This window comes from Streptomyces sp. BR123, from assembly GCF_013401435.1.
Taxonomy (GTDB): domain Bacteria; phylum Actinomycetota; class Actinomycetes; order Streptomycetales; family Streptomycetaceae; genus Streptomyces.
The window spans coordinates 1-23,036 of record NZ_JACBGN010000103.1 but is presented as its reverse complement, the minus strand read 5'-3'; the positions used below and the strand labels follow the sequence as shown (position 1 = coordinate 23,036).

The 23,036-nt window shown below is 73.4% G+C and carries 24 protein-coding genes and 1 tRNA gene; 11 read left to right on the top strand and 14 right to left on the bottom strand.

Annotation, left to right across the window (positions count from 1 at the left end):
* The first annotated feature begins 43 nt into the window (after positions 1–43).
* On the top strand, positions 44–1,072 hold the full coding sequence (gene galT, locus HYE82_RS17905) for a galactose-1-phosphate uridylyltransferase (protein WP_179175088.1): 1,029 nt from the start codon (positions 44–46) through the stop codon (positions 1,070–1,072).
* The gene (gene galK, locus HYE82_RS17900) at positions 1,069–2,229 is read left to right on the top strand and encodes a galactokinase (protein WP_179175087.1); all 1,161 of its coding nucleotides are present in this window, start codon (positions 1,069–1,071) and stop codon (positions 2,227–2,229) included. The genes galT and galK overlap by 4 nt, the downstream gene beginning before the upstream one ends.
* 142 nt (positions 2,230–2,371) lie before the next feature.
* Here the strand turns inward: galK and HYE82_RS17895 are convergent, their stop codons facing one another.
* From HYE82_RS17895 to HYE82_RS17885, 3 genes are all read right to left on the bottom strand, one after another.
* Positions 2,372–3,544: a hypothetical protein gene (locus HYE82_RS17895; protein ID WP_179175086.1), complete on the bottom strand. Its 1,173-nt coding sequence runs from the start codon at positions 3,542–3,544 to the stop codon at positions 2,372–2,374.
* Positions 3,541–4,980 (bottom strand): hypothetical protein, encoded by a 1,440-nt coding sequence (locus HYE82_RS17890; RefSeq protein ID WP_179175085.1) that lies wholly within the window; start codon positions 4,978–4,980, stop codon positions 3,541–3,543. Before HYE82_RS17890 ends, HYE82_RS17895 begins: the two co-directional genes overlap by 4 nt.
* 450 nt (positions 4,981–5,430) lie before the next feature.
* Positions 5,431–5,703, bottom strand: coding sequence for a tetratricopeptide repeat protein (locus HYE82_RS17885; protein WP_179175084.1), 273 nt, complete (start codon positions 5,701–5,703; stop codon positions 5,431–5,433).
* Positions 5,704–5,877: 174 nt separating this feature from the next.
* Between HYE82_RS17885 and HYE82_RS17880 the strand changes: the two genes are divergently transcribed.
* Together HYE82_RS17880 and puuE are read left to right on the top strand one after the other, a co-directional pair.
* Positions 5,878–6,270 carry a hypothetical protein gene (locus tag HYE82_RS17880; protein ID WP_179175083.1) on the top strand — a complete coding sequence of 131 codons (393 nt, stop codon included), beginning with the start codon at positions 5,878–5,880 and terminating at the stop codon, positions 6,268–6,270.
* An 85-nt stretch (positions 6,271–6,355) separates the two neighbouring features.
* Positions 6,356–7,264, top strand: a complete 909-nt coding sequence (puuE, locus tag HYE82_RS17875; protein WP_179175082.1) for an allantoinase PuuE — start codon at positions 6,356–6,358, stop codon at positions 7,262–7,264.
* Positions 7,265–7,460: 196 nt separating this feature from the next.
* Here the strand turns inward: puuE and HYE82_RS17870 are convergent, their stop codons facing one another.
* Together HYE82_RS17870 and HYE82_RS17865 are read right to left on the bottom strand one after the other, a co-directional pair.
* Positions 7,461–8,123, bottom strand: a complete 663-nt coding sequence (locus tag HYE82_RS17870; protein ID WP_179175081.1) for a response regulator transcription factor — start codon at positions 8,121–8,123, stop codon at positions 7,461–7,463.
* On the bottom strand, positions 8,098–9,270 hold the full coding sequence (locus HYE82_RS17865) for a histidine kinase (protein ID WP_179175080.1): 1,173 nt from the start codon (positions 9,268–9,270) through the stop codon (positions 8,098–8,100). Before HYE82_RS17865 ends, HYE82_RS17870 begins: the two co-directional genes overlap by 26 nt.
* Positions 9,271–9,445: 175 nt before the next feature.
* On the opposite strand from HYE82_RS17865, the gene HYE82_RS17860 reads away from it, so the two are divergent.
* Positions 9,446–11,713, top strand: a complete 2,268-nt coding sequence (locus HYE82_RS17860; RefSeq protein WP_179175079.1) for an MMPL family transporter — start codon at positions 9,446–9,448, stop codon at positions 11,711–11,713.
* Between the two features lie 255 nt (positions 11,714–11,968).
* On the opposite strand, the gene HYE82_RS17855 is transcribed toward HYE82_RS17860, so the two are convergent.
* Positions 11,969–12,586, bottom strand: a complete 618-nt coding sequence (locus HYE82_RS17855) for a DUF998 domain-containing protein (protein WP_179175089.1) — start codon at positions 12,584–12,586, stop codon at positions 11,969–11,971.
* A gap of 532 nt (positions 12,587–13,118) precedes the next feature.
* Between HYE82_RS17855 and HYE82_RS17850 the strand changes: the two genes are divergently transcribed.
* Both HYE82_RS17850 and HYE82_RS17845 read left to right on the top strand, forming a co-directional pair.
* Positions 13,119–14,324 carry an aromatic acid exporter family protein gene (locus HYE82_RS17850; protein WP_179175078.1) on the top strand — a complete coding sequence of 402 codons (1,206 nt, stop codon included), beginning with the start codon at positions 13,119–13,121 and terminating at the stop codon, positions 14,322–14,324.
* 85 nt (positions 14,325–14,409) lie between these two features.
* Positions 14,410–14,910 (top strand): hypothetical protein, encoded by a 501-nt coding sequence (locus HYE82_RS17845; RefSeq protein WP_309144358.1) that lies wholly within the window; start codon positions 14,410–14,412, stop codon positions 14,908–14,910.
* On the opposite strand, the gene HYE82_RS17840 is transcribed toward HYE82_RS17845, so the two are convergent.
* The 5 genes from HYE82_RS17840 to HYE82_RS17820 form a co-directional block, all read right to left on the bottom strand.
* Positions 14,888–15,367 (bottom strand): hypothetical protein, encoded by a 480-nt coding sequence (locus HYE82_RS17840; protein WP_218782748.1) that lies wholly within the window; start codon positions 15,365–15,367, stop codon positions 14,888–14,890. The genes HYE82_RS17845 and HYE82_RS17840 overlap by 23 nt on opposite strands.
* Positions 15,364–15,756 carry a MarR family transcriptional regulator gene (locus HYE82_RS17835; RefSeq protein ID WP_218782747.1) on the bottom strand — a complete coding sequence of 131 codons (393 nt, stop codon included), beginning with the start codon at positions 15,754–15,756 and terminating at the stop codon, positions 15,364–15,366. Before HYE82_RS17835 ends, HYE82_RS17840 begins: the two co-directional genes overlap by 4 nt.
* Complete coding sequence (locus HYE82_RS17830; protein ID WP_179175075.1) at positions 15,701–15,871, bottom strand: hypothetical protein; 171 nt, start codon at positions 15,869–15,871, stop codon at positions 15,701–15,703. The genes HYE82_RS17835 and HYE82_RS17830 overlap by 56 nt, the downstream gene beginning before the upstream one ends.
* Positions 15,872–16,252: 381 nt before the next feature.
* A complete protein-coding gene (locus tag HYE82_RS17825; protein ID WP_309144357.1) occupies positions 16,253–16,978 on the bottom strand; it encodes a DsbA family protein in 726 nt (241 codons plus the stop codon).
* Between the two features lie 288 nt (positions 16,979–17,266).
* Complete coding sequence (locus HYE82_RS17820; protein WP_179175073.1) at positions 17,267–17,974, bottom strand: TetR/AcrR family transcriptional regulator; 708 nt, start codon at positions 17,972–17,974, stop codon at positions 17,267–17,269.
* 147 nt (positions 17,975–18,121) lie between these two features.
* On the opposite strand from HYE82_RS17820, the gene HYE82_RS17815 reads away from it, so the two are divergent.
* From HYE82_RS17815 to HYE82_RS17805, 3 genes are all read left to right on the top strand, one after another.
* Entirely contained in the window at positions 18,122–18,892 is a 771-nt protein-coding gene (locus HYE82_RS17815) for a hypothetical protein (RefSeq protein ID WP_179175072.1), read from the top strand.
* A gap of 46 nt (positions 18,893–18,938) precedes the next feature.
* Positions 18,939–19,013 (top strand) — tRNA-Trp (locus HYE82_RS17810).
* A 227-nt stretch (positions 19,014–19,240) separates the two neighbouring features.
* Positions 19,241–19,540 carry a hypothetical protein gene (locus HYE82_RS17805; RefSeq protein ID WP_179175071.1) on the top strand — a complete coding sequence of 100 codons (300 nt, stop codon included), beginning with the start codon at positions 19,241–19,243 and terminating at the stop codon, positions 19,538–19,540.
* A gap of 192 nt (positions 19,541–19,732) precedes the next feature.
* Here HYE82_RS17805 and HYE82_RS17800 read toward each other — a convergent pair whose 3' ends face one another.
* The 3 genes from HYE82_RS17800 to HYE82_RS17790 form a co-directional block, all read right to left on the bottom strand.
* The gene (locus HYE82_RS17800; protein ID WP_179175070.1) at positions 19,733–19,972 is read right to left on the bottom strand and encodes a hypothetical protein; all 240 of its coding nucleotides are present in this window, start codon (positions 19,970–19,972) and stop codon (positions 19,733–19,735) included.
* 100 nt (positions 19,973–20,072) lie between these two features.
* Positions 20,073–21,353 (bottom strand): cation:proton antiporter, encoded by a 1,281-nt coding sequence (locus HYE82_RS17795; RefSeq protein ID WP_309144356.1) that lies wholly within the window; start codon positions 21,351–21,353, stop codon positions 20,073–20,075.
* A gap of 7 nt (positions 21,354–21,360) precedes the next feature.
* Complete coding sequence (locus HYE82_RS17790; protein WP_179175069.1) at positions 21,361–21,846, bottom strand: cation:proton antiporter regulatory subunit; 486 nt, start codon at positions 21,844–21,846, stop codon at positions 21,361–21,363.
* A gap of 236 nt (positions 21,847–22,082) precedes the next feature.
* On the opposite strand from HYE82_RS17790, the gene HYE82_RS17785 reads away from it, so the two are divergent.
* Positions 22,083–23,036, top strand: a 954-nt coding sequence (locus HYE82_RS17785; RefSeq protein WP_179175068.1) for a sensor histidine kinase, incomplete at its 3' end; no start/stop codon positions are given.

The window sequence follows — 23,036 nt, the reverse complement described above, 5'->3', positions numbered from 1 at the left end:
CGCGTACCCCGTACCCCGTCCCCCCGACAGATCAGGCGAGGACGTGCACAGGACCGTCACCGAACTCGCGGACGGCCGCGAGCTCATCTACTACGACAGCGCCCCCGGCCGGGACCGCCGCGCCCCGGACCGGCGGCCGCTGGACCGCGTGGAGAGCGTCCCCGAACTGCGCCGGGACCCGGCCACCGGCGACTGGGTCGCCATCGCCGCCCACCGGCAGGCACGTACCCACCACCCGCCCGCGGACTCCTGCCCGCTCTGCCCCTCGCGGGAGGGCCGGGAGAGCGAGATCCCGGCCGCCGACTACGAGGTGGCCGTGTTCGAGAACCGCTTCCCCTCCCTGTCCGGTCCGACCGGCCGCTGCGAGGTGGTGTGCTTCACCCCGGACCACGACGCCGGCTTCGCCGACCTCACTCCCGAGCGGGCCCGGCTGGTGCTCGACGCATGGACCGACCGGACCGACGAACTGTCCGCCCGCCCCGGCGTGGTGCAGGTGTACTGCTTCGAGAACCGCGGCGCCGAGATCGGTGTGACCCTGCCCCATCCGCACGGCCAGATCTACGCGTTCACCGCCACCGCGCCGCGCACCGCCAAGCACCTCGCCGCCGCGGCCGCCCACCGTGCCGCGACCGGCCGGAACCTGTTCGAGGACCTGCTCGCCGAAGCCCGCGCGGCCACCGGGCGCGTGGTCCTCGCCGGGGAGCACTGGACCGCGTTCGTCCCGTACGCTGCGCGCTGGCCGTACGAGGTGCACCTCTACCCGCACCGCAGGGTCCCCGACCTGACGGGTCTCACCGAATCGGAGCGCGCCGAGTTCCCGCTCCTCTACCTGGACCTGCTGCGCCGCTTCGACCGCCTCTTCGGGCTGGACCGGCCCACCCCGTACATCGCCGCATGGCACCAGGCCCCGCTCACCGGTGGCGGGGAACTCGCCCTGCACCTGGAGCTGTTCACCGTCCGGCGGACCGCCGACAAGCTCAAGTACCCGGCCGGGACCGAGTCCGGCATGGAGGCCTTCATGAACGACGTGGCCCCCGAGACGGCCGCGCAGCGCCTGCGGGAGGTGCGATGACCCCGGCCGCCGCGTCCGCAGCCGTGCGCGAGGGGTTCCGGCGGATCCACGGCCGCGATCCCGACGGGGTCTGGGCCGCGCCCGGCCGGGTCAACCTGATCGGCGAACACACCGACTACAACGACGGCTTCGCCCTGCCCATGGCGCTGCCGCAGGCCGCCGTGCTCGCCGCCCGCCGCCGCGACGACGGCCTGCTGCGGCTGCACAGCGCCCAGGGCGACGGCCGGACAACGGAACTGCGGGTCGCGGACCTCGCCCCGGGCGGGACGCCCGGCTGGACCCGCTATCCGGCGGGCGTGGTCTGGGCGCTCCGTGAGCGCGGGCTGCCGGTCGGCGGCGCCGACCTGCACCTGGACAGCTCGGTTCCCACCGGAGCCGGGCTGTCCTCCTCCGCGGCGCTGGAGTGCGCGGTGGCCGTCGCGTACAACGACGTGTACGGGCTGGACCTGTCCCGGCCCGAGCTGGCGCGGGTGGCCCAGTACGCCGAGAACGCCTACGCCGGGGTGCCCTGCGGGATCATGGACCAGATGGCCTCGGTGTGCTGCACCGGCGGCCATGCGCTCCACCTCGACAGTCGCAGTCTGGGGGTGCGGCAGGTGCCCCTCGACCTCACCGGGCACGGGCTGTGCCTGCTGGTGCTCGACACCCGGGTCCGGCACGACCTCGCCGACGGGGCCTACGCGGCCCTGCGGGCCGGGTGCGAACGGGCCGCCGGCCTGCTCGGCCTGCCCGCCCTGCGGGACCTGGCCGAGGCGGAGCTGCCCGCGGCGCTGGTGCGGCTGCCCGCCGATCTCGTCCCGCTGGTCCGGCACGTGGTCACCGAGAACGCGCGGGTGGAGCGGGCCGTCGAGCGGCTGGCGGCCGGCGAACCCGGGGCCCTGGGCCCGCTGCTGACCGAGGGGCACGCCTCGCTGCGGGACGACTACCGGGTCTCCTGCCCGGAGACCGACCTGGCGGTGGGGGCCGCGGTCGCGGCGGGAGCGCTGGGTGCCCGGATGACCGGCGGCGGGTTCGGCGGCTCGGTGATCGCCCTGGTCCCGGCCGGCGAGGCCGCGTCCGTGGCCCGGGCCGTGGCGGACGCCTTCGCTGCGGCCGGCTTCGCGGCGCCGGCCGTACTGGAGGCCGTACCGTCGTCCGGCGCCCGCCGGATCGGCTGAGGGGACACGGTCTCCCCGGCCTCCCGGGCCGCCTCGCGGCGGGCCGCGCCCGCCCGGAGCGTTCGCAGGCCGTTGCGTGACCGGTCCGGCGGGAGCGTTCACTCCCGTGGACGGGCCCGGCCGACCGTGCCGGCTCACGTGGTCAGGAGCGGCCTTGCCTGCGGTAGCCGTCCAGGACGTCCTGGCGGAGCAGGTAGCCGAAGCCGGCAGTTTCCAGGCGCAGCCCCAGCCGGGCCGTGTCGATGCCGAGATCGGCTGCCGTCGCCGCCAGATGCCAGTCGTTGTCGGCAAGCCTGCTCAGCAGGTGGCCGCGGCGGACCTGGCTCTCCGACAGGCGGAACGTCTTGAGGAAGGCGATCCTGCCCCGGTCGTCGGTGATGGCCTCACCGATGTGGTTCTCCTGCTTGGGACGGAACCGCGGCAGGAAACGGGAGAGCCTGAAGCGTCCCATCCGGCAGACCGTCCGCCAGGTGTACGCCTGCTCCAGCAGACCGGTGGCCATGGTCGTGTCGTGGAAGTGCGCCCAGGCGCGTTCCTGCTCGGCAACCGCCGTGCGCAGATGGGCCAGGGAGCGGATCTGCGTCTCGGGGATGCGGGCGCGGAAGTCCGGCACCGGCGGCATCAGCGTGGCGTAGTGGTGGATCAGTTCCCCGTACAGGTCCTGCAGCAGGGTGGGGTGGAGTGCCCGGTAGTCGTCGGGATGCGGGACGGCGAACGCGGCGGCGAGCGCGTCGGCGACGTAGAGCAGCACACCGCATTGGTCGGGGTGGATCTCGAAGATGCGCAGTGCGTCGGCGAGTCCGCGCACTTCGGCACCCGCGTGGGCTTCCTCGGCGCGCGGGGAGAGCCCCTGGCGGATCGCCCGCTGCGACCACTCTTCCCAGGCGATCGCGGGGCCGCCGAAGTGCAGTGCCAGGTAGCCTTCCAGCGCCAGGTGCACGGGGAGGAACCGCAGCCGGTCCTTGGCCTGGCGGCGGGCCATCCGGCGGTGGAAGCGCAGGCCCATCGTGGCGGCGGGAGCCGAGTGGCCGTCGGCGGAGAACTGGGTGCCGAAGGCGGCGGCCGGGGTGCCGTCACCGGTCCACGTGGCGACGAAGCCGTGCGGGACGTAGGAGAGGTGGGCACGGCGCGGGCCGGGCTCGACCTGACCGGCCGCATCGCCGTGGAGCTCCGGGCGCAGGCGGAGGTCGTGGAGGGGTTCGTCGCGCACGAGAGGCACCAGGCGGACGGCGCCCCACACCTGGGCGGGACGGGTGGCGAGGCCGGTCAGGTCCAGCGTGGTCGGGTCCGGTGTGGTCGGGTCCGGTGTGGTCATTGCGGCTGCTCCAGGTCGTGTCCGCCCGTCATGCGTGCCGCACGGGTGTCCATGTAGGTGATCAGTTCGGCGAGGCCGGTCCGGCCTTCCGCGAACCGGGCCACTTCCACCAGTGCGGGCAGGTCCTCGGCGTCACGGATGCCGGCGGTGGGCACGGACGGGGACAGCCGGCGCACGTCGAGATCGGCCGCGTCGTAGACGGGGTTGAGATGGAGGATGCCGGTACGCCGCTCGGGGTCGAGCCTGGTCCGCCAGACGCGCAGCACCTCGGCAGCCAGGCCGGGAGGTGCGTTGTCCCATCCGTCGGAGACGATCACCAGCCTGGAAGGGTTGGTGTCCAGCGCGTCCAGGATCCGCCGGCCGAGCGGGGTCGGCCCCTGCGGACGGGTCAGCAGTGCGTCGGTCCGCCCGGACGTCCACAGCCCGGTGTAGTCGGCGGCGAGGGCCGCGAGCAGGTGGTGGCAGGCCAGGGCCACGGCCAGCGGCCGGCGGCGCTTGTGCACCGAGCCGAAGGCGGAAAAGCTGTCGTCCAGGACGGCGGTGACCCTGCCCCAGGTCCCCCGCAGGGAGCCGGCCACCCGGCCTGCGGCCGCCTCCAGGGCCCGGGTGAGCTCGGCACGCCGCCGCAGGCGGTCCTCGACCGGCAGCGACAGCACATGGGTCGCCAAGCGGGTCAGCGGCATCCCGGCGAGGTCCGCCCGTACTGCCGTGGTCCCGCGCTTGTGCACGGACTCCTGCAGCCGCAGGGCCTCCAGGCGGGTCATCCGCGGGGCGATGCGCTCCAGGAAGACGTTCCGGGGTATGCCGTGTTTGGCGGCGAAGCCCTCGGCAACCGTGTAGGGCAGCTCGTACAGGGCCGCCTGCTCGTAGTGCGCGCGGCGCCACGCCTCCAGCAGGGGCGTCGCGTAATGCGGGCGGGTCAGCGGCGCGAACAGGAACGTGCCCAGTTCTTCGGTGGCGGGGGCCAGGTGTGCGTGGCGAAGGGCGCGTTTGAGGCTGCTGCGGTACTTCACCGCGTCGAACGCCGGGTCGCGGCGGGCGGACAGCCAGTCACGCATGATCGCGCGCGTGCGGCGGTTGTTCACTCCGGCCCGGCACAGCGCGTCGAAGAGTCCGTACACGCGCTGTGGCGGCAGCACCGCCAGCCGGGACGCGATCAGACGGCCCTCGCTGCGGCGCCGGGCGGCAGTGGCTTCCCCGGCGGTCTCCAGCAGCCGTCGGATGATGAGGACCGCGTTGTGGTCGTTGATGTCGAGCGCAAGGACCCCGGCGTACAGGTCGCGGTAGTTCCCGAGCATGTACGCGTGGAGGAAGTCCAAGGACAGCCGCTGTTCGTCCGCATCGCTGTGGAATTCGCGCTGGCCGGTCGAGGTGATCGCCGCGTTGACGAAGAGCAGTACGTCTTCGGCTGTGACCAGGTCCCCGGGCGTGTCCATTCCAGATCTTTCCCATGAGTCGTGTCCATTCCAGATCTTTCCCATGAGTGCGGATGCCGGCCGGGGTATGGGGGCACGAGCTGCGAATCATTGCTTCAGAGGCAGGTTCCGGAAGTCGCACCGGAGTCCCGCGGCCGGCCCCAGGACCGTAACAGAGCAGGCCACACGGCCTCTACGGGTTTCCGGGTCGAGGCCGTGGCGGACGTACCCACCCGGCGCGCGCCTGTTCACGAGAAGGCGGCAACTCCGGTCGGCGGACGTATCCTTCGAGACGGCCTCAAGCCTGCCGCGGGTTCGGGGAACTCGATGGGTGAGGGCGTGTGGGCACGATACGGCGGCGCCTGTCGGGGCGGGCCCGGCCCGGCCCGCTGCCCCCGCCGGCGGGGCTCGGCGGGCCGGAGGCCCGGCTCTTCACCGTCTCCACGGCGTGGGCCACCTCATGGTTCCGCATCAGGTGGCGTGCGTATCCGGTGCGGATCTCCAGGGCGCGGCGGTCGGTGCGCCCGTACTCCTCGAGCTGCCTCCGCTCGCCACCGTGTCCGGGTGGTCGGCGCCGAGCACGGAGCGGTGCCTGTCGTACACCTCGCGCTGCACCACTTCGGCCTCGGCGTAGGAGCCCTGCGTGTACAGCGCGAAGGCGAGGCTGTGCCCGTCGGCCAGGGTGTCCGGATGGGTCCGGGCCCAGGGACGCCGACCGCAGCGCGACGATCTCGCGGTAGGCATCGTCGACGTCGGGCTCGGCCCCGTGGTGTCGATGGCGCTGCAGGTCTCCGCCGACAACCTGGGCGAGCGCTGTTCCGCCTCGGCCGCCTCGACGAGTCCGGGGAGCTGCAGCTCGCCGCCGCCGGGGCCGCGGAACGGTCCCTGGGCCCGGACGCCCCGGAGACGCTGCGCCGGATGCGCAGTGCGGACGTACGGGTCCGGGCCGCGTACGAGCTGGACCTCGCCACCGTCTGGCCGTGCCTGTGGCTGACGCTTCCGGAGGAGGGTCACACTCCGCTGGCCGCGGCCCGGGCGGCGTTCACCACGGCCACCCGCACCGCAGCCTGGGGCGTCCTGTACCTCGCGCTCGGCGCCTGGTGGTGGCCGGCAGCCCTCGCCGGCGCGGCCGCAGCGGTCCTCGGCTGGTGGCGCGGCCGGACCGCCGTCGAACACCTCGCGCAGCTCGTGCAGCGCACGGTCGACCTGAACACCACCGCCCTCGCCGAGGCCCTCGGCCATCCGCTGGACGGCCCCTTCACCCCCGCCGACGGCCAGACCGTGACCCGCATCCTGCGCAAGGTGCCCTGAGCCGCCCGCACGACCCGCCGTTCGCGCCCTCGCCGCGGGCCGTTTCGCGCTGCCGCGGCGGTCGAACGGGGGTAGGGTGCGGGCCGTGTCCGAGCATCAGCGCGACCTCGTCGGGTACGGCGCCGAGCCGCCGCACGCCGCCTGGCCCGGCGGCGCCCGGGTCGCCGTCAGCCTCGTACTGAACTACGAGGAGGGCGGCGAACAGAACGTCCTCGAGGGCGACCCCGCCTCCGAGGGGTATCTGCACGAGCTCGTCGGAGTCCCGCCCGTGGTGGGCGGGCGGGATCTGAACGTCGAGTCGATGTTCGCCTACGGCTCGCGCGCCGGGTTCTGGCGCATCCACCGCACGCTCGCGGCGCACGGCGCGCCGCTCACCGTCCACGCCGTGGGGCAGGCGCTCGCGCGCAATCCGGACGCGGCGCGGGCGATGGGAGCCGCCGGCTGGGAGGTGGCGAGCCACGGCTGGCGCTGGATCGACTACCGCCACGTGCCCGAGGAGGTCGAACGCGCCGACATCGCGCGCTCGGTCGCGACGATCGAGCGGCTCGTCGGGCGTCGGCCCGTCGGCTGGTACACCGGGCGGACGAGCCCCTGCACGCGGCGTCTCGTCGCCGAAGAGGGCGGCTTCCTCTACGACTCCGACGACTACTCGGACGACCTGCCGTTCTACGTCGAGGCGGCCGGCCGGCCGCATCTGGTGGTGCCGTACAGCCTGGATGCCAACGACTTCAAGTTCCTGATCCTCCACGGTTTCACGACCGCCGACGACATGCTCACCTACCTCGTCGACACGTTCGACGCGCTCCACGCCGAAGGTGCCGACCGCCCGCGGATGATGAGCGTCGGCATGCACGGCCGGATCATCGGCCGGCCCGGCCGCATCCGCGTGCTCGACGGCTTCCTGCGGCACGTCGCACAGCTGGGCGGGGCGTGGGTGGCCACGCGCGAACAGATCGCGCGTCACTGGCTCGCCACGCACCCGCCGCTGCGCTGAACCCCCGGCCGGCGCGGCACGGTACGGGCCCGGCCCCGGCCATATGCACTCCGATTCACGAGGTGGATGATCTCGTTGGGGGTCCGGCTTCCTGGTACGTCACGCTCTGGGGCGGGTGAGGCACGTGGCGCCGACGTGAGCCGACCAGTGCACTGATGTCCGGGCGGGACTCATGGGACATGGCCCGGTACCCGGCTCAGGTTCCGGGGAGGATACGGCGCGTTTCGTAGGCCCACATCGCGATCTCGACCCGGTTGCGGGCGCCGAGTTTGGCCATCAGGCTGGCCAGATGCGTCTTCACCGTGCTGAGGCTGATGTGCAGTGCATCGGCGATCTCGGTGTTGGTCAGCCCGCGAGCGACGGCGAGGAGCACCTGCTCCTCGCGGGCGGTGACGGGGGAGACCGGCTGGGCCACGGGCCGGCCGGCGGGCAGGTCCGCGAATGCCTGGAGCAGACGGACGGTGACGCTGGGCGCGATGAGCGCCTCACCGTCGGACGCCGACCGTACGGCCTGGGCCAGAAGGTCCGGTCCCGTGTCCTTGAGGAGGAATCCGCGGGCGCCGGCACGCAGGGCGCCGTAGACGTACTCGTCGAGGTCGAACGTGGTGATGACGACCACGGCCAGCGGGTCGGCGACACCCGGGCCGGCGACCAGCCGGGTGGCCTCCAGCCCGTCGAGTACGGGCATGCGGATGTCGAACAGGCAGACGTCGGGGCGCAGTTCGCGGGCCAGGCGTACCGCCTCCCGCCCGTCGGCGGCCTCGCCGACCACCTCGATGCCGGGCTGCGCGTTCAGCATGATCCGCAACCCGGTGCGGATGATCGTCTGGTCGTCAGCGACGAGGACGCGAATGGACACCGCTCTCGCTCCTCGCTCTCGGCAGTTCGGCGTCGACATGCCAGCCCCGGTCGGTACCCGGGCCGGCTCGTAGTGTGCCGCCGAGCAGGGTCGCGCGCTCGCGCAGTCCGGTCAGTCCGTATCCGTCGCGACCCCGGCCGGTGCGCCGGCCGTTGTCGCGCACGCTCACCCGTACCGTGTGCCGTTCCGCGGCGACCCGAACGACGAGCTCGGTCGCGTCGACCGCATGGCGCAGCGCGTTGGTCACCGACTCCTGCACGATCCGGTAGACGGCCGCGTCCACGGCCGGGGGCAGCGCGTCCAGTTCGCCGTCGAGCCCCAGGTCGACCCTGAGGCGGCCACCCGGGGTGCGCACCAGGCGCTCCAGATCCGCGACTCCGGCAGGGGGCGCCAGCTCGGCGCCGACCCCGCGGTCGCGCAGCGCGGCGACCATGGCGCGCATTTCCTCCAGCGTGCGCGCCCCTTCCTCCTCGACCTCCTCCAGCGCCTCGACGGCGGCGGACGGGTCGGTGCCCGCGAGCACCCGGCCCGCCTGGGCGATGATCACCATGGCCGACACGTGGTGGGCCACCGTGTCGTGCAGTTCCCGGGCGAGCTGCTCGCGCTCGCGGGAGCGCACCTGCTCCAACTGCCGCTCGCGAGCGGTCACCCGGAACCGTACGGCAGCCCCGACCACGCCGGGCAGCAGCAGGAAGGCGAAGCCCACGAGGTTCTCGACGACCGGGGTCTCGTCCGTGACGGAACACAGCGCGCCGGCCGCGAGGATCACCGCGCCGCCCAGCACGATCTCGCGTCCCGATCCCCACCGGGGCAGCGCGTACACCAGCACGAGCACGACCGCGCCGGTGTACAGGCCGACGGGCTCGCGCGGTGCGGCGACGAGCGAGGCCACCGGAAGCAGGATCACCGAGCCGAACGCCAGCGTCACCATCGCCAGCGGGCGGGTCCGGCGCCACAGGGGCAGCAGGCACAGCCATACGGCGACGACCACCGCCACCGGCCGCCACACGACGTTCTCGCGCAGGGTGGCCTCCAGCGCCACACCGGCAAGGCCCGCGGCGAGCAGCGCCCAGTCCCGCCGCACCCGGGCGGGCGCGTCGGGCGGCCGGGGTTCGGTCCACAGGGTTCGCAGGTCGTCTCGGAGCACGGTTCTCAGCCTAGGGACCGCGGCGTGCCGCGCATCGGCCGAAAGGACGAGTCGTCACTCCGCCCCGGGGCCGACGGATCCGCGGCCCGCGGGCCGATGCCGCGGAGCGCCGTGGCGACGAGTCTCGGCATCGTCGGCCGTACAAGGACGGCCGACGAGGTGGTTGGAGGAACCGATGCTCTCGAAAGCCCTGTTGCGCCTGGGCGCAAGCGCCGCCCGCCATCCCTGGCGGGTGATCGCGGCATGGCTGATTGCCGCCACGCTCGCCGTCCTCGCCGCGATCGCCTTCGGCGGGCGGACCGCGGACTCGATGACCGCTCCGGGACTGGACTCCCAACGGGCCGCGCAACTGATCGAGCGGGCCGGCACCGGCCAGGAGGGTATGACCGCCCAAGTGGTCGTCACCCCCCTCGACGGCGGTGCGACGTTCTTCGACCACGGCAGCGAGCGCACCGCTCTCACGCGGCTGCAGACCGAGGTCAAGCGGCTGCCGCACGTGCTCGGCACGAGCGACCCGGCGGGGGCACTCGACGCACGCGGGGACACCGCCGTGCGCGGCGGCCTCGTCTCGGCCGACGGGCGGATCGCGGTCGTCCGGGTGCAGTACCCCGACCAGAGCCGACTGTCGGCCGAAGACCTCGACGCCCTCGTCGACCTCGGCGACCGGCTGCGCGCCGAGCTGCCCCTGCGCATCGAGATGGGCGGGAGCCTCTTCTACGCCTTCTCCAACCCCGACGGCGGCGTGAGCGAGCTGATCGGCATCCTCGCCGCGGCCGCGATCCTGTTCCTGGCGTTCGGTTCGCTCGTCGCCGCCGCGCTGCCGATCGGCATGGCGGTCTTCGGGCTGACCATCGGGGCTGCCACGATGACGGTACTGGCGGGGGTGACGGACGTCCCGACCTTCGCCCCCGTCCTGGGCAGCATGGTCGGGCTCGGAGTGGGCATCGACTACGCGCTGTTCGTGCTCGCCAGGCACCGGGAGTACCTCGCGCGCGGGCTCGATCCGCAGGCGGCGGCCGGACGAGCGGTGGCCACGGCGGGGAGGCCCGTGGTCTTCGCCGGCGGCACCGTCGTCGTGTCGATCCTCGGCCTGGCGGTCGCGAACGTGCCGTTCATGACGGTGGGCGGGGTTGCCGTCTCGATCGTCGTCCTGACGATGGTGCTCGCCTCGGTGACGCTGCTGCCGGCCTTCCTCGGCGCGGCGGGCCCGCGCCTGGCCCGGGCCGGCCGGATCGGCCGGGCTCTGCAGACCGGGAAGCCGGGCCGACTCGCACGGCGGGACCCGGCGGCAGGCGCCGCCCACGCCGCCGGGTGGCGTCGCTGGATCGGGCACGTCAGCCGGCACCCGGTGCCGTACGCGATCGGCGCGGCGGGGCTGCTGCTGACCGCGACGCTGCCCGTGCTCGGCCTGCGCGTCGGCCTGCCCGACGACGGCTCACTGCCCCACAGCCGTACCGAACGCCGGGCCTACGACCTCGTCGCCGAGGGGTTCGGCCCGGGCACCAACGGTCCCCTCGTCATCGCCGCGGACCCCGCCGGTGATCCGGGAGTGCTGGACCGACTCGTCGGGGCGGTCGCGGCGGAGCCGGGCATCGCATCCGTCGCGCCGACGCACATCGATCGGGCCACCGGCATCGCGACCCTCGTGGTGTTCCCGACCACCAGCCCTCAGGACAAGGCCACGGCCGACACCATCGCCCGGCTGCGCACCGACGTGCTGCCCACGGCGATCGGGCACGGCCCGGCCCGGGCCCACGTCGGCGGCGCCGCCGCGAGCCTGTCCGATGTGGGCCAACGCACCAGCCAACGCCTGCCGGTGTTCGTCGCCGCCGTCCTGGCGATGTCGTTCCTGCTGCTGATGCTGGTCTTCCGCTCGATACTCGTACCGCTCAAGGCGGTACTGCTGAATCTGCTGAGCATCGGCGCGGCCTACGGCATCATGGTCGCGGTCTTCCAGTGGGGCTGGGGAGGCGCACTCATCGGGCTGGAAGCGACGGTTCCGATCGTGTCGTTCATCCCGATGTTCCTCTTCGCCATCCTGTTCGGCCTGTCGATGGACTACGAGGTGTTCCTCCTCTCCCGCGTACGCGAGGAGTACCTGCGCACCGGCGACAACGGCACGGCGATCGTCGAGGGCGTCTCGCGCACCGCCCGGATCATCACCTCGGCCGCCCTCATCATGGTGGCGGTCTTCCTGTCCTTCGCCGTCGCCGAGGACCCCTCCAGCAAAATGTTCGGGCTCGGCCTGGCCACCGCGATCTTCATCGACGCCACGGTCGTACGCATGGTGCTGGTACCGGCGACCATGACACTCCTCGGCCGGTCCAACTGGTGGCTGCCGAAGTGGCTGGACCGGATGCTTCCCCGCGGCCCGGTCGGCACCGACGACACCGACGCGGAATCCCCGGGCGAAACCCCGCATCCACGGCTGGTTGACCGTTGACTCAACCTGCCCGCCCTTGGCGTGCGGCACCCCAGCGCGTCACCCAGGGGCGTATCGAGTCGTGATCGTCGGGTGGTCCTGGTGAGGTCCTTGATCCAGATCACCGAGGCGCGCAGGTGGAGACCGGCGAGGCAGCTGTGGCCTGCGGTCAGGATGAACGCCGGCGTGCGGCACTTGCGGTCGGCGGCGAGGCGGCGGCTTCAAGGCCGCCCCATCGGACCGGACCATGCCACGAAGGCGCATCCCGCAAATTGATCACGACTCGATACGCGCCTGGTCCTCGGCAGCGTCGGCGAGCAGACGGACAGTCACCGCGGCGAGCCATACGAGGCCGAGCCCCGCGCCGGCGGTGAAGGCCAGGACCGTGGCGGCGGAGCCCGCGAAACCCGCGAGGATGCCGAGGGGGACGAGGCGGGAGGCCACGGCCCAGCCGCGATGCCCCCGCGCTGCGAGAGGCCCGGCCAGGACGAGGAACGCGGCACACAGGGCGAGGTAGCCGACCATGCCGCCGAGCATGTGTGCGGCACCGTGCGGGCTGAGCGATACGGCATCGGGAGCACCGGCCGGGAATCCGGCCCCCGCATCGGCCGGGAAGGCGGCGGCCGCCAGGAACGAGGCACCGAACACGCCGATCAGGGCGGGCCCCCAGGTCGCCCCGGCTCCGGCTCCCCCGCGGAGCAGCCGCCGGAGCCCGATGGCGCCGGCGCCGAGCAGGGCTCCGGCCAGCAGGAAGTTCACCGTCTGGATCCAGCCCGGGTCGCCGAGGGCGAGCTGGCTGATCGCATGGCGGGTGAAGTCGAAGCCGTTCCGCGCGAGCCCCTGGGCGATGCCCGCGCCGAGGAACACCGGGCCCGCCACCGCGCAGCCTGCCAGGGGGAGCCTCGTTGCGCGGGGAACGGGCTGCGAGGGCTGCGACCCGGCGCGAACGCCGCCGAACGGGTAGGTGACTGTGCGGAGCACTGCGTTCCCTCCTCCTGCGCCGCTCTGAGGAACCGGGCGGGCTCCACGGCGCTTGCGTGTTGTCGAGGGGTAGACCGGGGCGGATGCGCGACATCATCGGTCCCGAAGACGTGACCCGTGTCACGTGGTGCGGTGTGGCGCGCAGGCCGCCGAGCAGGGGCCGGGTAGCGGCAGGCGGTGCCGATGCGGTCGGCTGGAGGGCCGCCGTGGACGTCGGCGGCGTACGCGATGCCGCGCAGGAGCGGGACCAGGTCGGCGGGGGTTCAGGTCGGGGCGGACCGCCCGGCGTCGCGGGCCCGGTCGGGGGTTGGGCCGGTCGAGGGTTGGGTCCGGTGGCTGCAAGCGGCGCACAGGCGCTCCTCCGGGGGCTGCACCACACCCGCGGATGGGCCATCCGGTTGACTTGGCTGCGTCGGTGGTCGCCGGCCGGGGAATGCGCCCACGTATGCCGGAAATGCTCAGCACCCTCACCCGTATCGCCGGCCGCCGCCGGGAGCCGGTCGCGGTCCAGGCCCTGCGCTCCACCGCGGCAGCCGTCATCAGCTACGTGATCGCGCTACGGCTGAGCAGCGAGCCGGCCCCCCTGACCGCACCGCTCACCGCGCTGCTCGTCGTCCAGGTCACCCTCTACTCGACGCTGACCACGGGCATCCGCAGGGTGAACTCCGTGGTCGCCGGAGTCCTGATCGCCATCGGCTTCAGCGCCCTGGTGGGACTCACCTGGTGGAGTCTGGGCCTGGTCATCCTGGCGTCCCTGCTCGTCGGCCATCTGGTGCGCGTGGACGAGTTCGTCCCGGAGGTCGCGATCAGCGCCATGCTGGTCCTCGGCGTCACCCAGGTCGCGGACACCGCGTGGGACCGGGTTCTGGAGACCCTGATCGGCGCGGCCGTCGGCATGCTGGTCAACCTGCTCGTCGCACCGCCGGTCTGGGTCGGGCCGGCAAGCGCCGCGATCACCGACCTCGCGGCTCGGATGAGCCGGCTCCTGGAGCACATCGGCGAGGAGCCGCTCGGACCCGCCAAGGTGGAGCAGGCTGCAGCCCACCTCCACGAGGCGCGGCGGCTCGACAACGACATCGCGCTCGTGGACGCCTCGCTCCGGCAGGCCGAGGACAGCCTCCGCCTCAACCCCCGGGTCAAGGAGGGCCTGCTCTCCCGGCTCGTGCTGCGCACCGGCCTGGACACCTTGGAGATCTGCGCGGTGGTCCTCCGCGTGGCCTGCCGGACGCTGACCGACCTCGCCAAGGCCCGCCCCGACAGCCCGCTGTTCACGGCCGAGGTCAGGGCCGCGCTGCGGGAAGTGCTCGCGCACACGGCCAGGGCGGTGGAGAGCTTCGCCCAGCTCATCACCGCGCAGGTCAGCGCCAACGCCGAGAAGGCGGAGGCCCGGCTGGCCGCCGAGCTGGTCGTGGCCCGGGCGAGCCGGGACCGGTTCGCGGACCTCCTCCTGGCCCGGATCGGGGAGGACAAGGCCCAGTGGCAGCTGCAGGGCGCGCTGCTGGCCGAGATCGACCGGGTGCTCGACGAACTCGGCGTGGACAAGCGCTCCCAGCGGCTGCTGGAAGAGCTCGACCGCCACACCCGCACCCGGCGCAGCCGACGCCTCGCGTCGCGCCTGCCGGGCCGGCGTCGCGACGGCGGCGGCAGGTGAGCGGGCGGACCCGTGTGGGGGCGGCGCGCCCGACGAGCAGCGCTCCCTGCGGCGTCTGCGCGCAACGAACCCCTACGGTGTGCAGGTGACCGGCGAGCAGACGACCATCGAGGAGGAGGCCGCCCGGCTGAAGGAACGGCTGTACGCGACGATCACGATGATCTCCGTGGTCATCGGCCTCGGCGCGGGCGGCCACGTGGACGCGGCGGGCGCGGCGGCGACGGTCATCACCGCCTCGGTGGGCCTGTGGCTGGCCGCGCTCGTGGCCGACCAGCAGGCGCACCGGGTCGTGCACGGGGCCCTGGCCACCGGACGGGAGCTGCGCTCCATGCTGTTCGTCAGCAGCCCGCTCCTGCTGTCCGCGGTGGGCCCGCTCCTGCTGATCGGCATCTCGGCACTCGGGGTGATGGCGTTGGACACCGCCCTGGTGTCGGCCGCCGCGGTGAACGTCGCCACCCTCTTCGCCTGGGGCTGCTACGGCGGCGTCCGCATGGGGAGCGGAACCCTGTTCGCCCTGCTGGCCGGTGTCATCGACGCGGCGATCGGAACCACGGTGGCCTTGGTCAAGGCAGTCGCCGGCCACTGATCCCGCGCGGGGAACGCCCGCCGGGCCGGTTCCCCCTCCCCGGCACGTCCGGCAGCCGGCGGGCTGCGCGCGGACACATGACGCTGCAGCCCGCACCGCCCCGGCTCAGGCGTCGGCCTGCTGCCAGGGGAAAGGGGCCCGGTCGGGCCGCACCCAGCCGGTCCTGGCCCGGGTGCCGGCCAGCGTGGAGGACGTCGGCGTGGTGGCCCACCAGCTCGACCCAGGCCCGGCTCACGGTGGCGTGGTACTTCTGCGGCTTGCCCGCGTAGCGGGCGGTGTGCTGGATGCCGTCGCCGACCACGTCCACCGCCGCGTCGGTTCCGTAGCGGCGTACGGCCAGCCACGTCAGGTGGACGTGCCGGCGATACCCGAAGCGGTCGGCGGTGGCCATCACCTCTGCCATGAGCTGTTCGAACGGCGAGCGTTCGTCGTGGGCCTGCAGGGTTTCGTCGGTCATGGCCCCTCTTTGCCCAGCGCGTCCAGAACGGTGCGGAAGCCGGCGACCGTCTCCGCGGACAGGCCGTTCAGCGCGCGGCTTTCGAGACCTGCCAGCGTGTCGCGGATCCGGGATGCTGCCGGGCGCCCGGATTCGGTGAGCTCGATGCGCACGGAGCGGCGGTCGCCGACCTGCTTGGCACGGACGATGTGTCCGCGCCGCTCCAGCCGGTCCAGCACGCTGGTCAGCGTGCTGGGACGGCTGCCGACGGCGGCACCGAGCCGGGAGATGGTCCGGCTCGGCCGTCGGCGAGGGCACGTACGCCTCGCACCGCAAGCCCTGGTCCGCTGTGGGTCAGTCGCCCCCGCCGCCGCCCCCGCACGACGAGCCGCAGGAGGAGCCGCCGCCACAGGAGTCCCCGCCGTCACCCCACCGGCTGTTGTGGCGCCTCGGCCGCTTGGGCCCCCGCAGCACCTGGAAGGCCACCACGACGACGACCAATGCCATGGTCAGCACGACTTCCATCGCGCGCCCCCGTTCCACTCGTTCTGGGTTGTGCGAGCACGATGCCCGAAGCGGGGGCGCCTCCAAGCGCGGGTTGAGCAACTTCAGAGCTTGCGTCACACATCCGAACCGCGTGGCACACGAACCGGCCGGCTTGGGGCTGCGCCGCCATCGGAGCCGTGGGTGGTCGCACCGACTTCGTGTCGTCGAGCCTGGACGCAGACGGCATGACCTCGCCTCGCTCCCCCACACCCGTCGTCGAGGTGGCGCGCCCGCGCGCCGTGTCGCCCGCCATGACGATCACGGCACTGCCGATGACCCTCATGACGGCGGCCGGTGTGCGTCCTGGGCGACTGCGGGCGCCCGGACCGGACGGACCGGTCCGGGGCGGGCAGGCCTCGGTCAGGCTCCCGCGGCCGTGACCGCCCGGGCGTCCGGTGCGTCTGCGTAGAGGGCGTCGAGGAGCTCGTCGGCCCAGGCGGTGCTGTACGCGTCCAGCCTCGGGAAGCCGCCCTCGTACGGGGAGCGGGTCCAGGTGAAGGTGGCGCCGGGGTTGTGGGTGGCGTAGCCGTCGGCGGCGAACAGGTGCGGGCTGCCCTGGATCTCGGGGCCCTGGGCGATCCGCCACTGCTCGTAGACCTCGGTGCGGCCGCTGCCCCGGGACAGGGCGGCGGCCAGGGCTCCGGCGTCCACGTGTTCGCAGTCCTCGGCGAGGTCGAGGATCACCGAGTGGATGCTGATGCACTTGCTGTCGGCGTAGAACGCCTTGCGCAGCGCGCGGTCCAGTTCGTCGCTGCCGCGGAGCCCGCCGATCGCCGGGTCCTTGGCGGCCTGGACCGCCTCCATGGCGGGCAGCATCGTGACCGGGAACGCCTCCGGCCGGCCGTGCCACAGCCGCCAGCCGAGCTCGGGCCGGTGCGCGGCGATGGTCGTGATCTCCGGGTCGACGATGAACTTCGGGGTGGGCTCGCGGTTGAACAGCTCCAGCGGGAAGGCCCGGTGGTCTATCTGCAGGGGCAGCTGCCGGCGTTCGGTGGCGGCGTTCAGGGTGTGCAGGGCGAGACTCGCCCACGGGCAGCCGATGTCGGACCAGACGGTCACCGTCGGGATACCGGAGTGCGTCGGCACGTTTCCTCCTGGGGTAGTGCGAGGGCGCCCCGGCTGATGTGCTGCGGCGCCGGGCGCACGCCGATCAGAACGCGACCGGGGGCCGCCGGTCCACCGCCGCCGGTCCACTTCGTCAGGTGTCGGGTACTTTCCGAAGCCTTGCGGCCGGTCCCGGGCCGCCGAGGCCGCCGTCCCGCCGAACCCGGCCGAGGCTGCCCGGGCCTCCACCCCGGCAGGCGGTTCGTGCACGTCGTTCGCCATCCCGGCCGGCTCGGGCCGACCGGGCCGTCCCGTCCCGCGGCGGACGGCTCAGGTGTCGGAGTGCCCGTCCAACGGGACCGTCAGTCCGATGCTTTCGGCTGCCACCGCCACGGCGTAGTCGAAGAACGCGGCCTCGTCCTTGACGCTGTCGTGGGTGCGGCTGAAGACCTGGAAGACCAGGAGGCCGATCAGGTTGCTCCACAGGACGATGCCGCGCTCGATGAGGTCCGAGAACGGGGCCTCGGGCGTACCGCCGAACAGCTCGACGGCCGCCGGCAGCAGCAGCGGCGTCCCGGACGGCGCCCGCCGCGGCGGGGTGAGTTCGCCCGCCTCCAGCGCCGCCCGTACGATGCCGGCGAGCACCGCGGGGGTACGGGAGGCGGGCAGGACCGTGTCCTGCGGGGCGTGGTAGCCGGGGACGGGAGAGCCGTAGATCAGCGTGAACTCGCCCGGGTGGGCGAAGGACCACTGCCGCAGCGCACGGGTGACGGCGAGGAGCCGCGCACCCGCCGACGCGCCGGCGCCCGCGGCGGCCCGGTCGGCCTGCTCCATCGCGGCGCCGGACGCGTCGTAGGCGTCGATGACCAGTGCGGTCAGCAGGTCGTCCCGGTGCGGGAAGGCGGCCTCCACGTCGGCGGGGGCAAAGCCGCCGCCAGCGGCCACGGCGTCCGGGGACAGTCCTGCGGCCCCCAGGCGCGGCAGCAGGCTGCGGGCGGCATCCTTGACCACGGCTTTCGCTATCACGTCGTCATCCATGCCGAAACCGTATCCTTCGGCGAACCGGCCCCGCGCCACGGGGGTGTGACGTGGCATCAGCAGCCCTTCGGGGCGGAAATACGGATTCCGGTACGGTGCGGTCCCGGGCCCGCTACGGTGGCCGTGTCACCGCCCAGTGGAGGTCCAGTGCCAACGACCGTGGTGGGGTTCCGGCTCGGCTGCGATGCGCGGAACCGACAGGCGACCATCGTTCTGACCGAGTCCGGTGTCCTCCACCGCTCGAACGGGCCCCTGGGGTCGACGTCGAAGCCCGGCCGGCCCGACGCTCCCGCGTCCGTGGACCCCCACCCCGTACCCCGGCAGGCCGCGAAGCTGCGGAAGCTGCACGCCGAGCTGACCGGTGCCGGGTTCAGCCGGGTACTGGTCCCGCCCGCCTGCGTGCGGCTGGAGACCGACGAGCATCCGCTGCACGCCAAGCCGTACGGGGGGAACGCGCCGCCGCCGCATCCGGAACTGGTCGAGGAGTTCGTCGGGCTGGCGCCCTCCCGTTCCCTACCGCTCGACGAGGCGATCCGCGCCTTCTACTCCGCGGTCGGCATTCCGTCCAGGCCCAGGAATCCCGTTCCGCCGGGAGGGCCGCTGCGGCGGCTCCCGCCCCGTGTCGAACAAGCCCTCCGCGCCCTTGCCCGCGGGAGTGCCATCAACTCGCCGCCGCGGCGCCGCGTCGGGTGGCGGATCACCGCCGGCGGGGTGCGTCTGCACGTGGGTCCGGCGGGCGAGGCCCTCACGCGACAGGAGGTCGCGGATCTGCAGGCCGCGCTGTCGGCCTGGCTGCGCCTGAACCCGCATGAAGCGCAGCTCCCGCGCGCCACGGACCCCGTTCCCGGGGCGGCTGCCGGCGCACCCCTGGCTCCGGAACCGGCTTCCCGGGCGGTGTCTCCGCAGCCGTCGGCATGACCGGCGGGCCCCCACCGCCGCGGTCTCCTACACTGCCGGTCGGGGCGGAGCCGTAGCGCAGAGGTCGTCGCGCGCGGTCTCCAAAACCGCGAGGACGCCGGTTCGATTCCGGTCGGCTTCGCCCCTTCCCGGCAGTCGGCGCCCCGGCGGCCCGCGGGCAGCGTGTCGTGGCGGTCCGGCCGACCGCCGAGCCGGGGGCCCGCGGCCGACCGATCCGTGCGGGCAGCGGGATCGGCCGGGGTGGCGATTCCCCGGTGCGGGAGCAGGCCGCCGCGTGACGCGAGCCCCGGCCGGTGGGGACCCCGGGTGAAACAGCCTTCCCGCCAAGGCCGAAACCGATCACCGCAGATGATCACGCGCCTCGTCGACGGACGGATCTGTACCTACGAACCGGCGGGCGACACCTGGGGTGTTCTGCAGCCCACCGCCGCATTCCGGCCGGTTGCCGGGCACGAGGTCGTTGCGGCGGCCGTCGCCGCCGACCTGCAGCGGGCCTTCTGCACGACCCGGAACGCGCTGGTGTGCGCGGCGGATACGGGGGAGGTGGTGTGGCGGGCGTCGCTCGAACCGCACTGGGAGCGGCCGTACGTTCACCGGCCCGGGTGTGTGCTGTCCTCGGACGGCCGGGTGATGTGGTCTACCGGCTGACACGCGATGGCGGGCAGGGGCACGTACCAGTGGGTCGCGCTCGATGCCGGGACCGGTGCGCTCACGGCCCGTAAGGACCTCGGCACGGCCGGTCACGGCGGGAGCCGGTTCCTGCATCCGGTCGGCGGAATGGAGCGGCGGCTGTCCGACACCACCGGGCATCCGGTCCGCCGGCGCGCGTGACGTGCGCGGTTACGACGCCTCGCGGCGCTTGGCGCGCCATGCCGCGAAGGCGATGAGCCCGCCCACGGTGAGGGCGCCGGCCTTCACCGCCAGCTTGAGGGACAGCCAACCGGTCAGGAACGGAACGTGCCAGTCCATCCGCCACACGAGGGCGAGGGCGCCAAGGCCGACGAGAATGCCGACGGCGACTCCCGCGGCGGTCTTCCAGCGTGTGGGCTGACCTGCCTGCTCCACCTTTTGCTCTGTCATGACCACAACGTTAATGGCGGCTCAACCCTCGGGTGTACTCCGAACGGATGAGGGCGGTGTCATCGAAAGTTGATGCGCCCCGGCGTCTGGTGTCCGACCGTCAGGACGTCGGCCGGAGCTGCTTGTTCTCCTCCTCCCGGTCGTCGGCGCTCTCGGCGGCGCCCTGCGGGCCGAGGGGCTGCAGCGGGGTGCGGTGGCCTCCCCCTGCGGCCGCGGTGCTGCCGGCCCGGCGGGAGGTGATCCATGCCGCGAGGGGCTGGGTGTAGCGGGCGGACAGGGGGCCGAGTATGACGAGGATGAGGACGTACGCGGTCGCGAGCGGGCCCAGCGCGGGCTCGATGCCGGCGGTGACGGCGAGTCCGGCGATGACGATGGAGAACTCGCCGCGGGCCACCAGGGTGCCGCCGGCCCGCCAGCGGCCGTTCGGCCCGATCCCGGCGCGCTTCGCGGCCCAGTAGCCGGTCGCGATCTTCGTGCAGGCGGTGACCACGGCCAGCGCGAGCGCGGGCAGCAGCACCGGCGGGATGCTGGCGGGGTCCGTGTGCAGGCCGAAGAAGACGAAGAACACGGCCGCGAAGAGGTCCCGCAGCGGGCTGAGCAGGGTGTGCGTGCCCTCGGCGACCTCGCCGGAGAGGGCTATGCCGACGAGGAAGGCGCCGACGGCCGCGGAGACCTGGAGCTGCTGGGCGATGCCCGCGACGAGCAGGGTCAGGCCGAGGACGACGAGCAGGAGCTTCTCGGGATCGTCGCTGGAGACGAAGCGGGAGATGATCCGCCCGTAGCGCACGGCGACGAAGAGCACGGCACCGGCCACGCCCAGTGCTATGGCGAGGGTGGCGCTGCCGGCGGCGAGGCCGACCCCGGCCAGGAGGGCGGTGATGATGGGCAGGTAGACCGCCATGGCGAGGTCTTCGAGGACCAGGATGCTCAGGACGACGGGGGTCTCGCGGTTGCCGAGCCGGCCGAGGTCTCCCATGACCTTGGCGATGACACCTGAGGAGGAGATCCAGGTGACGCCGGCCAGGACCACCGCCGCAACCGGCCCCCAGCCCATCAGCAGCGCGGCGGCGGCGCCGGGCAGGGCGTTGAGGGCGCAGTCGACGAGGCCGGCCGGGTACTGGGTGCGCAGGTTCGACACGAGGTCGTTGGCGGTGTACTCCAGGCCCAGCATCAGCAGCAGGAGGATGACGCCGATCTCGGCGCCGATGGCGACGAACTCCTCGCTCGCGCCCAGCGGGAGCAGACCGCCGGTGCCGAAGGCCAGGCCCGCCAGCAGGTAGAGGGGGATCGGCGAGAACCTCAGCCGGCCCGCGACCCGGCCGAGCAGGCCCAGGCCGAGGAGGATCGCACCGAACTCGATCAGGAAGAGGGCGGAGTGCACGGGCGCCTCACTCCCGTCCGAGTATCGCGGCGGCCGCGTCGACGCCCTCGCGGGTGCCGATGACGATCAGGGTGTCCCCGCCGGCCAGCCGGAAGTCCGGCCCCGGGGACGGCCTGGCCTCCGCCCGCCGCAGGACGGCGACGACCGACACGCCCGTCTCGGTCCGCATCCGCGTCTCGCCCAGCACGCGGCCGTTCCAGTGCGACTGCCCGGACAGTTCGACGCGCTCGGCGACCAGACCCAGTTCGGTCGTGTGGAGGAGGTTCGGGCTGTGGTGGGCGGGCATCAGCGCGTCGATCAGGGCCGCGCTCTCGCCCGCGGTGAGGTGGAGCGACTGGAGGCAGTCGTCGGGGTCGTCGGCGCGGTAGACGTTCACGCTGCGGGTGCCGTCGCGGTGGGCGATCACCGACAGGTGCCGGCGTTCGCGGGTGGCGAGGTCGTACTGGACCCCGATGCCGGGCAGCGGCGTGGTCCTCATCCGTGGAGCAGGCACAGCCCATCCCCCTCGTGTCGTTTCCGTGCAGAGTGCCGGCGGCGTTGTGTCGTGGGATGTCCTGCGGAGGGATCCCGGGCCGCGGCGGGAACATGCTGCCATCTTGTGAGCTGCGGGAATATGGGTGTCGTCACGGATGGACAGGGGTGCCCGGGCCGGTCGAGGATGGCGCGGGGAGGCCGGCTCCGTCGCGGGCGGGTGCGGTAGCGGAGAGGATCGGGCAGGCCGGGAAGGGCATGGGACGGACGGTGTCACTGTACTGGCGGATCTTCCTGCTGAACGCGGCCGTTCTCGTCCTCAGCGTCGCCCTGCTCTTCGGCCCCGTCACCGTCTCCACGCCGGTGCTCTTCGGCGAGGCGATCGTCCTGGTCTGCGGGCTGGTCGTGATGCTGGTGCTGAACGCGGTCCTGCTCCGCGTCGGCCTGGCACCGCTGGGCAGGCTGAACCGGGCCATGGCCACGGCCGACCTCCTCAACCCCGGGGAACGGCCGCGGGTCAGCGGGCAGGGCGAGATCGCCCGCCTCACCGGCACCTTCAACGCCATGCTCGACCGGCTGGAGGCCGAACGCGCCGCCAGCAGCGGGCGGGTCCTGACCGCCCTCGAAGCCGAACGGCAGCGCATCGCCCAGGAACTCCACGACGAGATCGGGCAGACCCTCACCGCCGTCCTGCTGCAGCTGGGGCACGCCGCCCGCCATGCGCCGCCGGACGTGCGCGAGGACCTGCACCAGGCCCAGGAGACCACCCGGGCCAGCCTGGAGGAGATCCGCCGCATCGCGCGGCGCCTGCGCCCCGGCGTCCTCGAGGAACTCGGCCTGCACAGCGCACTGCGCTCCCTGGGCTCCGAGTTCACCGCCCACCGGCTGTCCGTGGCCGTGCACATCGTGACCGGCGTGCCCGCTCTCGACCCGGCGACGGAACTCGTCGTCTACCGGGTCGCACAGGAGGCCCTGACCAACGCGGCCCGCCACTCCGGCGCGTCCCGGGTGGAGCTGCGGCTGGGCCCGCTTCCGGGGGGCGGCAGCTGCCTCCTCGTGCGCGACAACGGCCGCGGACGGGGAACGGCCCCCGAAGGAGCCGGGATCAGCGGCATGCGGGAACGCGCCCTGCTCATCGGCGCCGAACTCCTGATCGAGCCCGGAGCCGGGGGCGGCACGGATGTCCGCCTGAACATCGCCCCGCCCCCACCG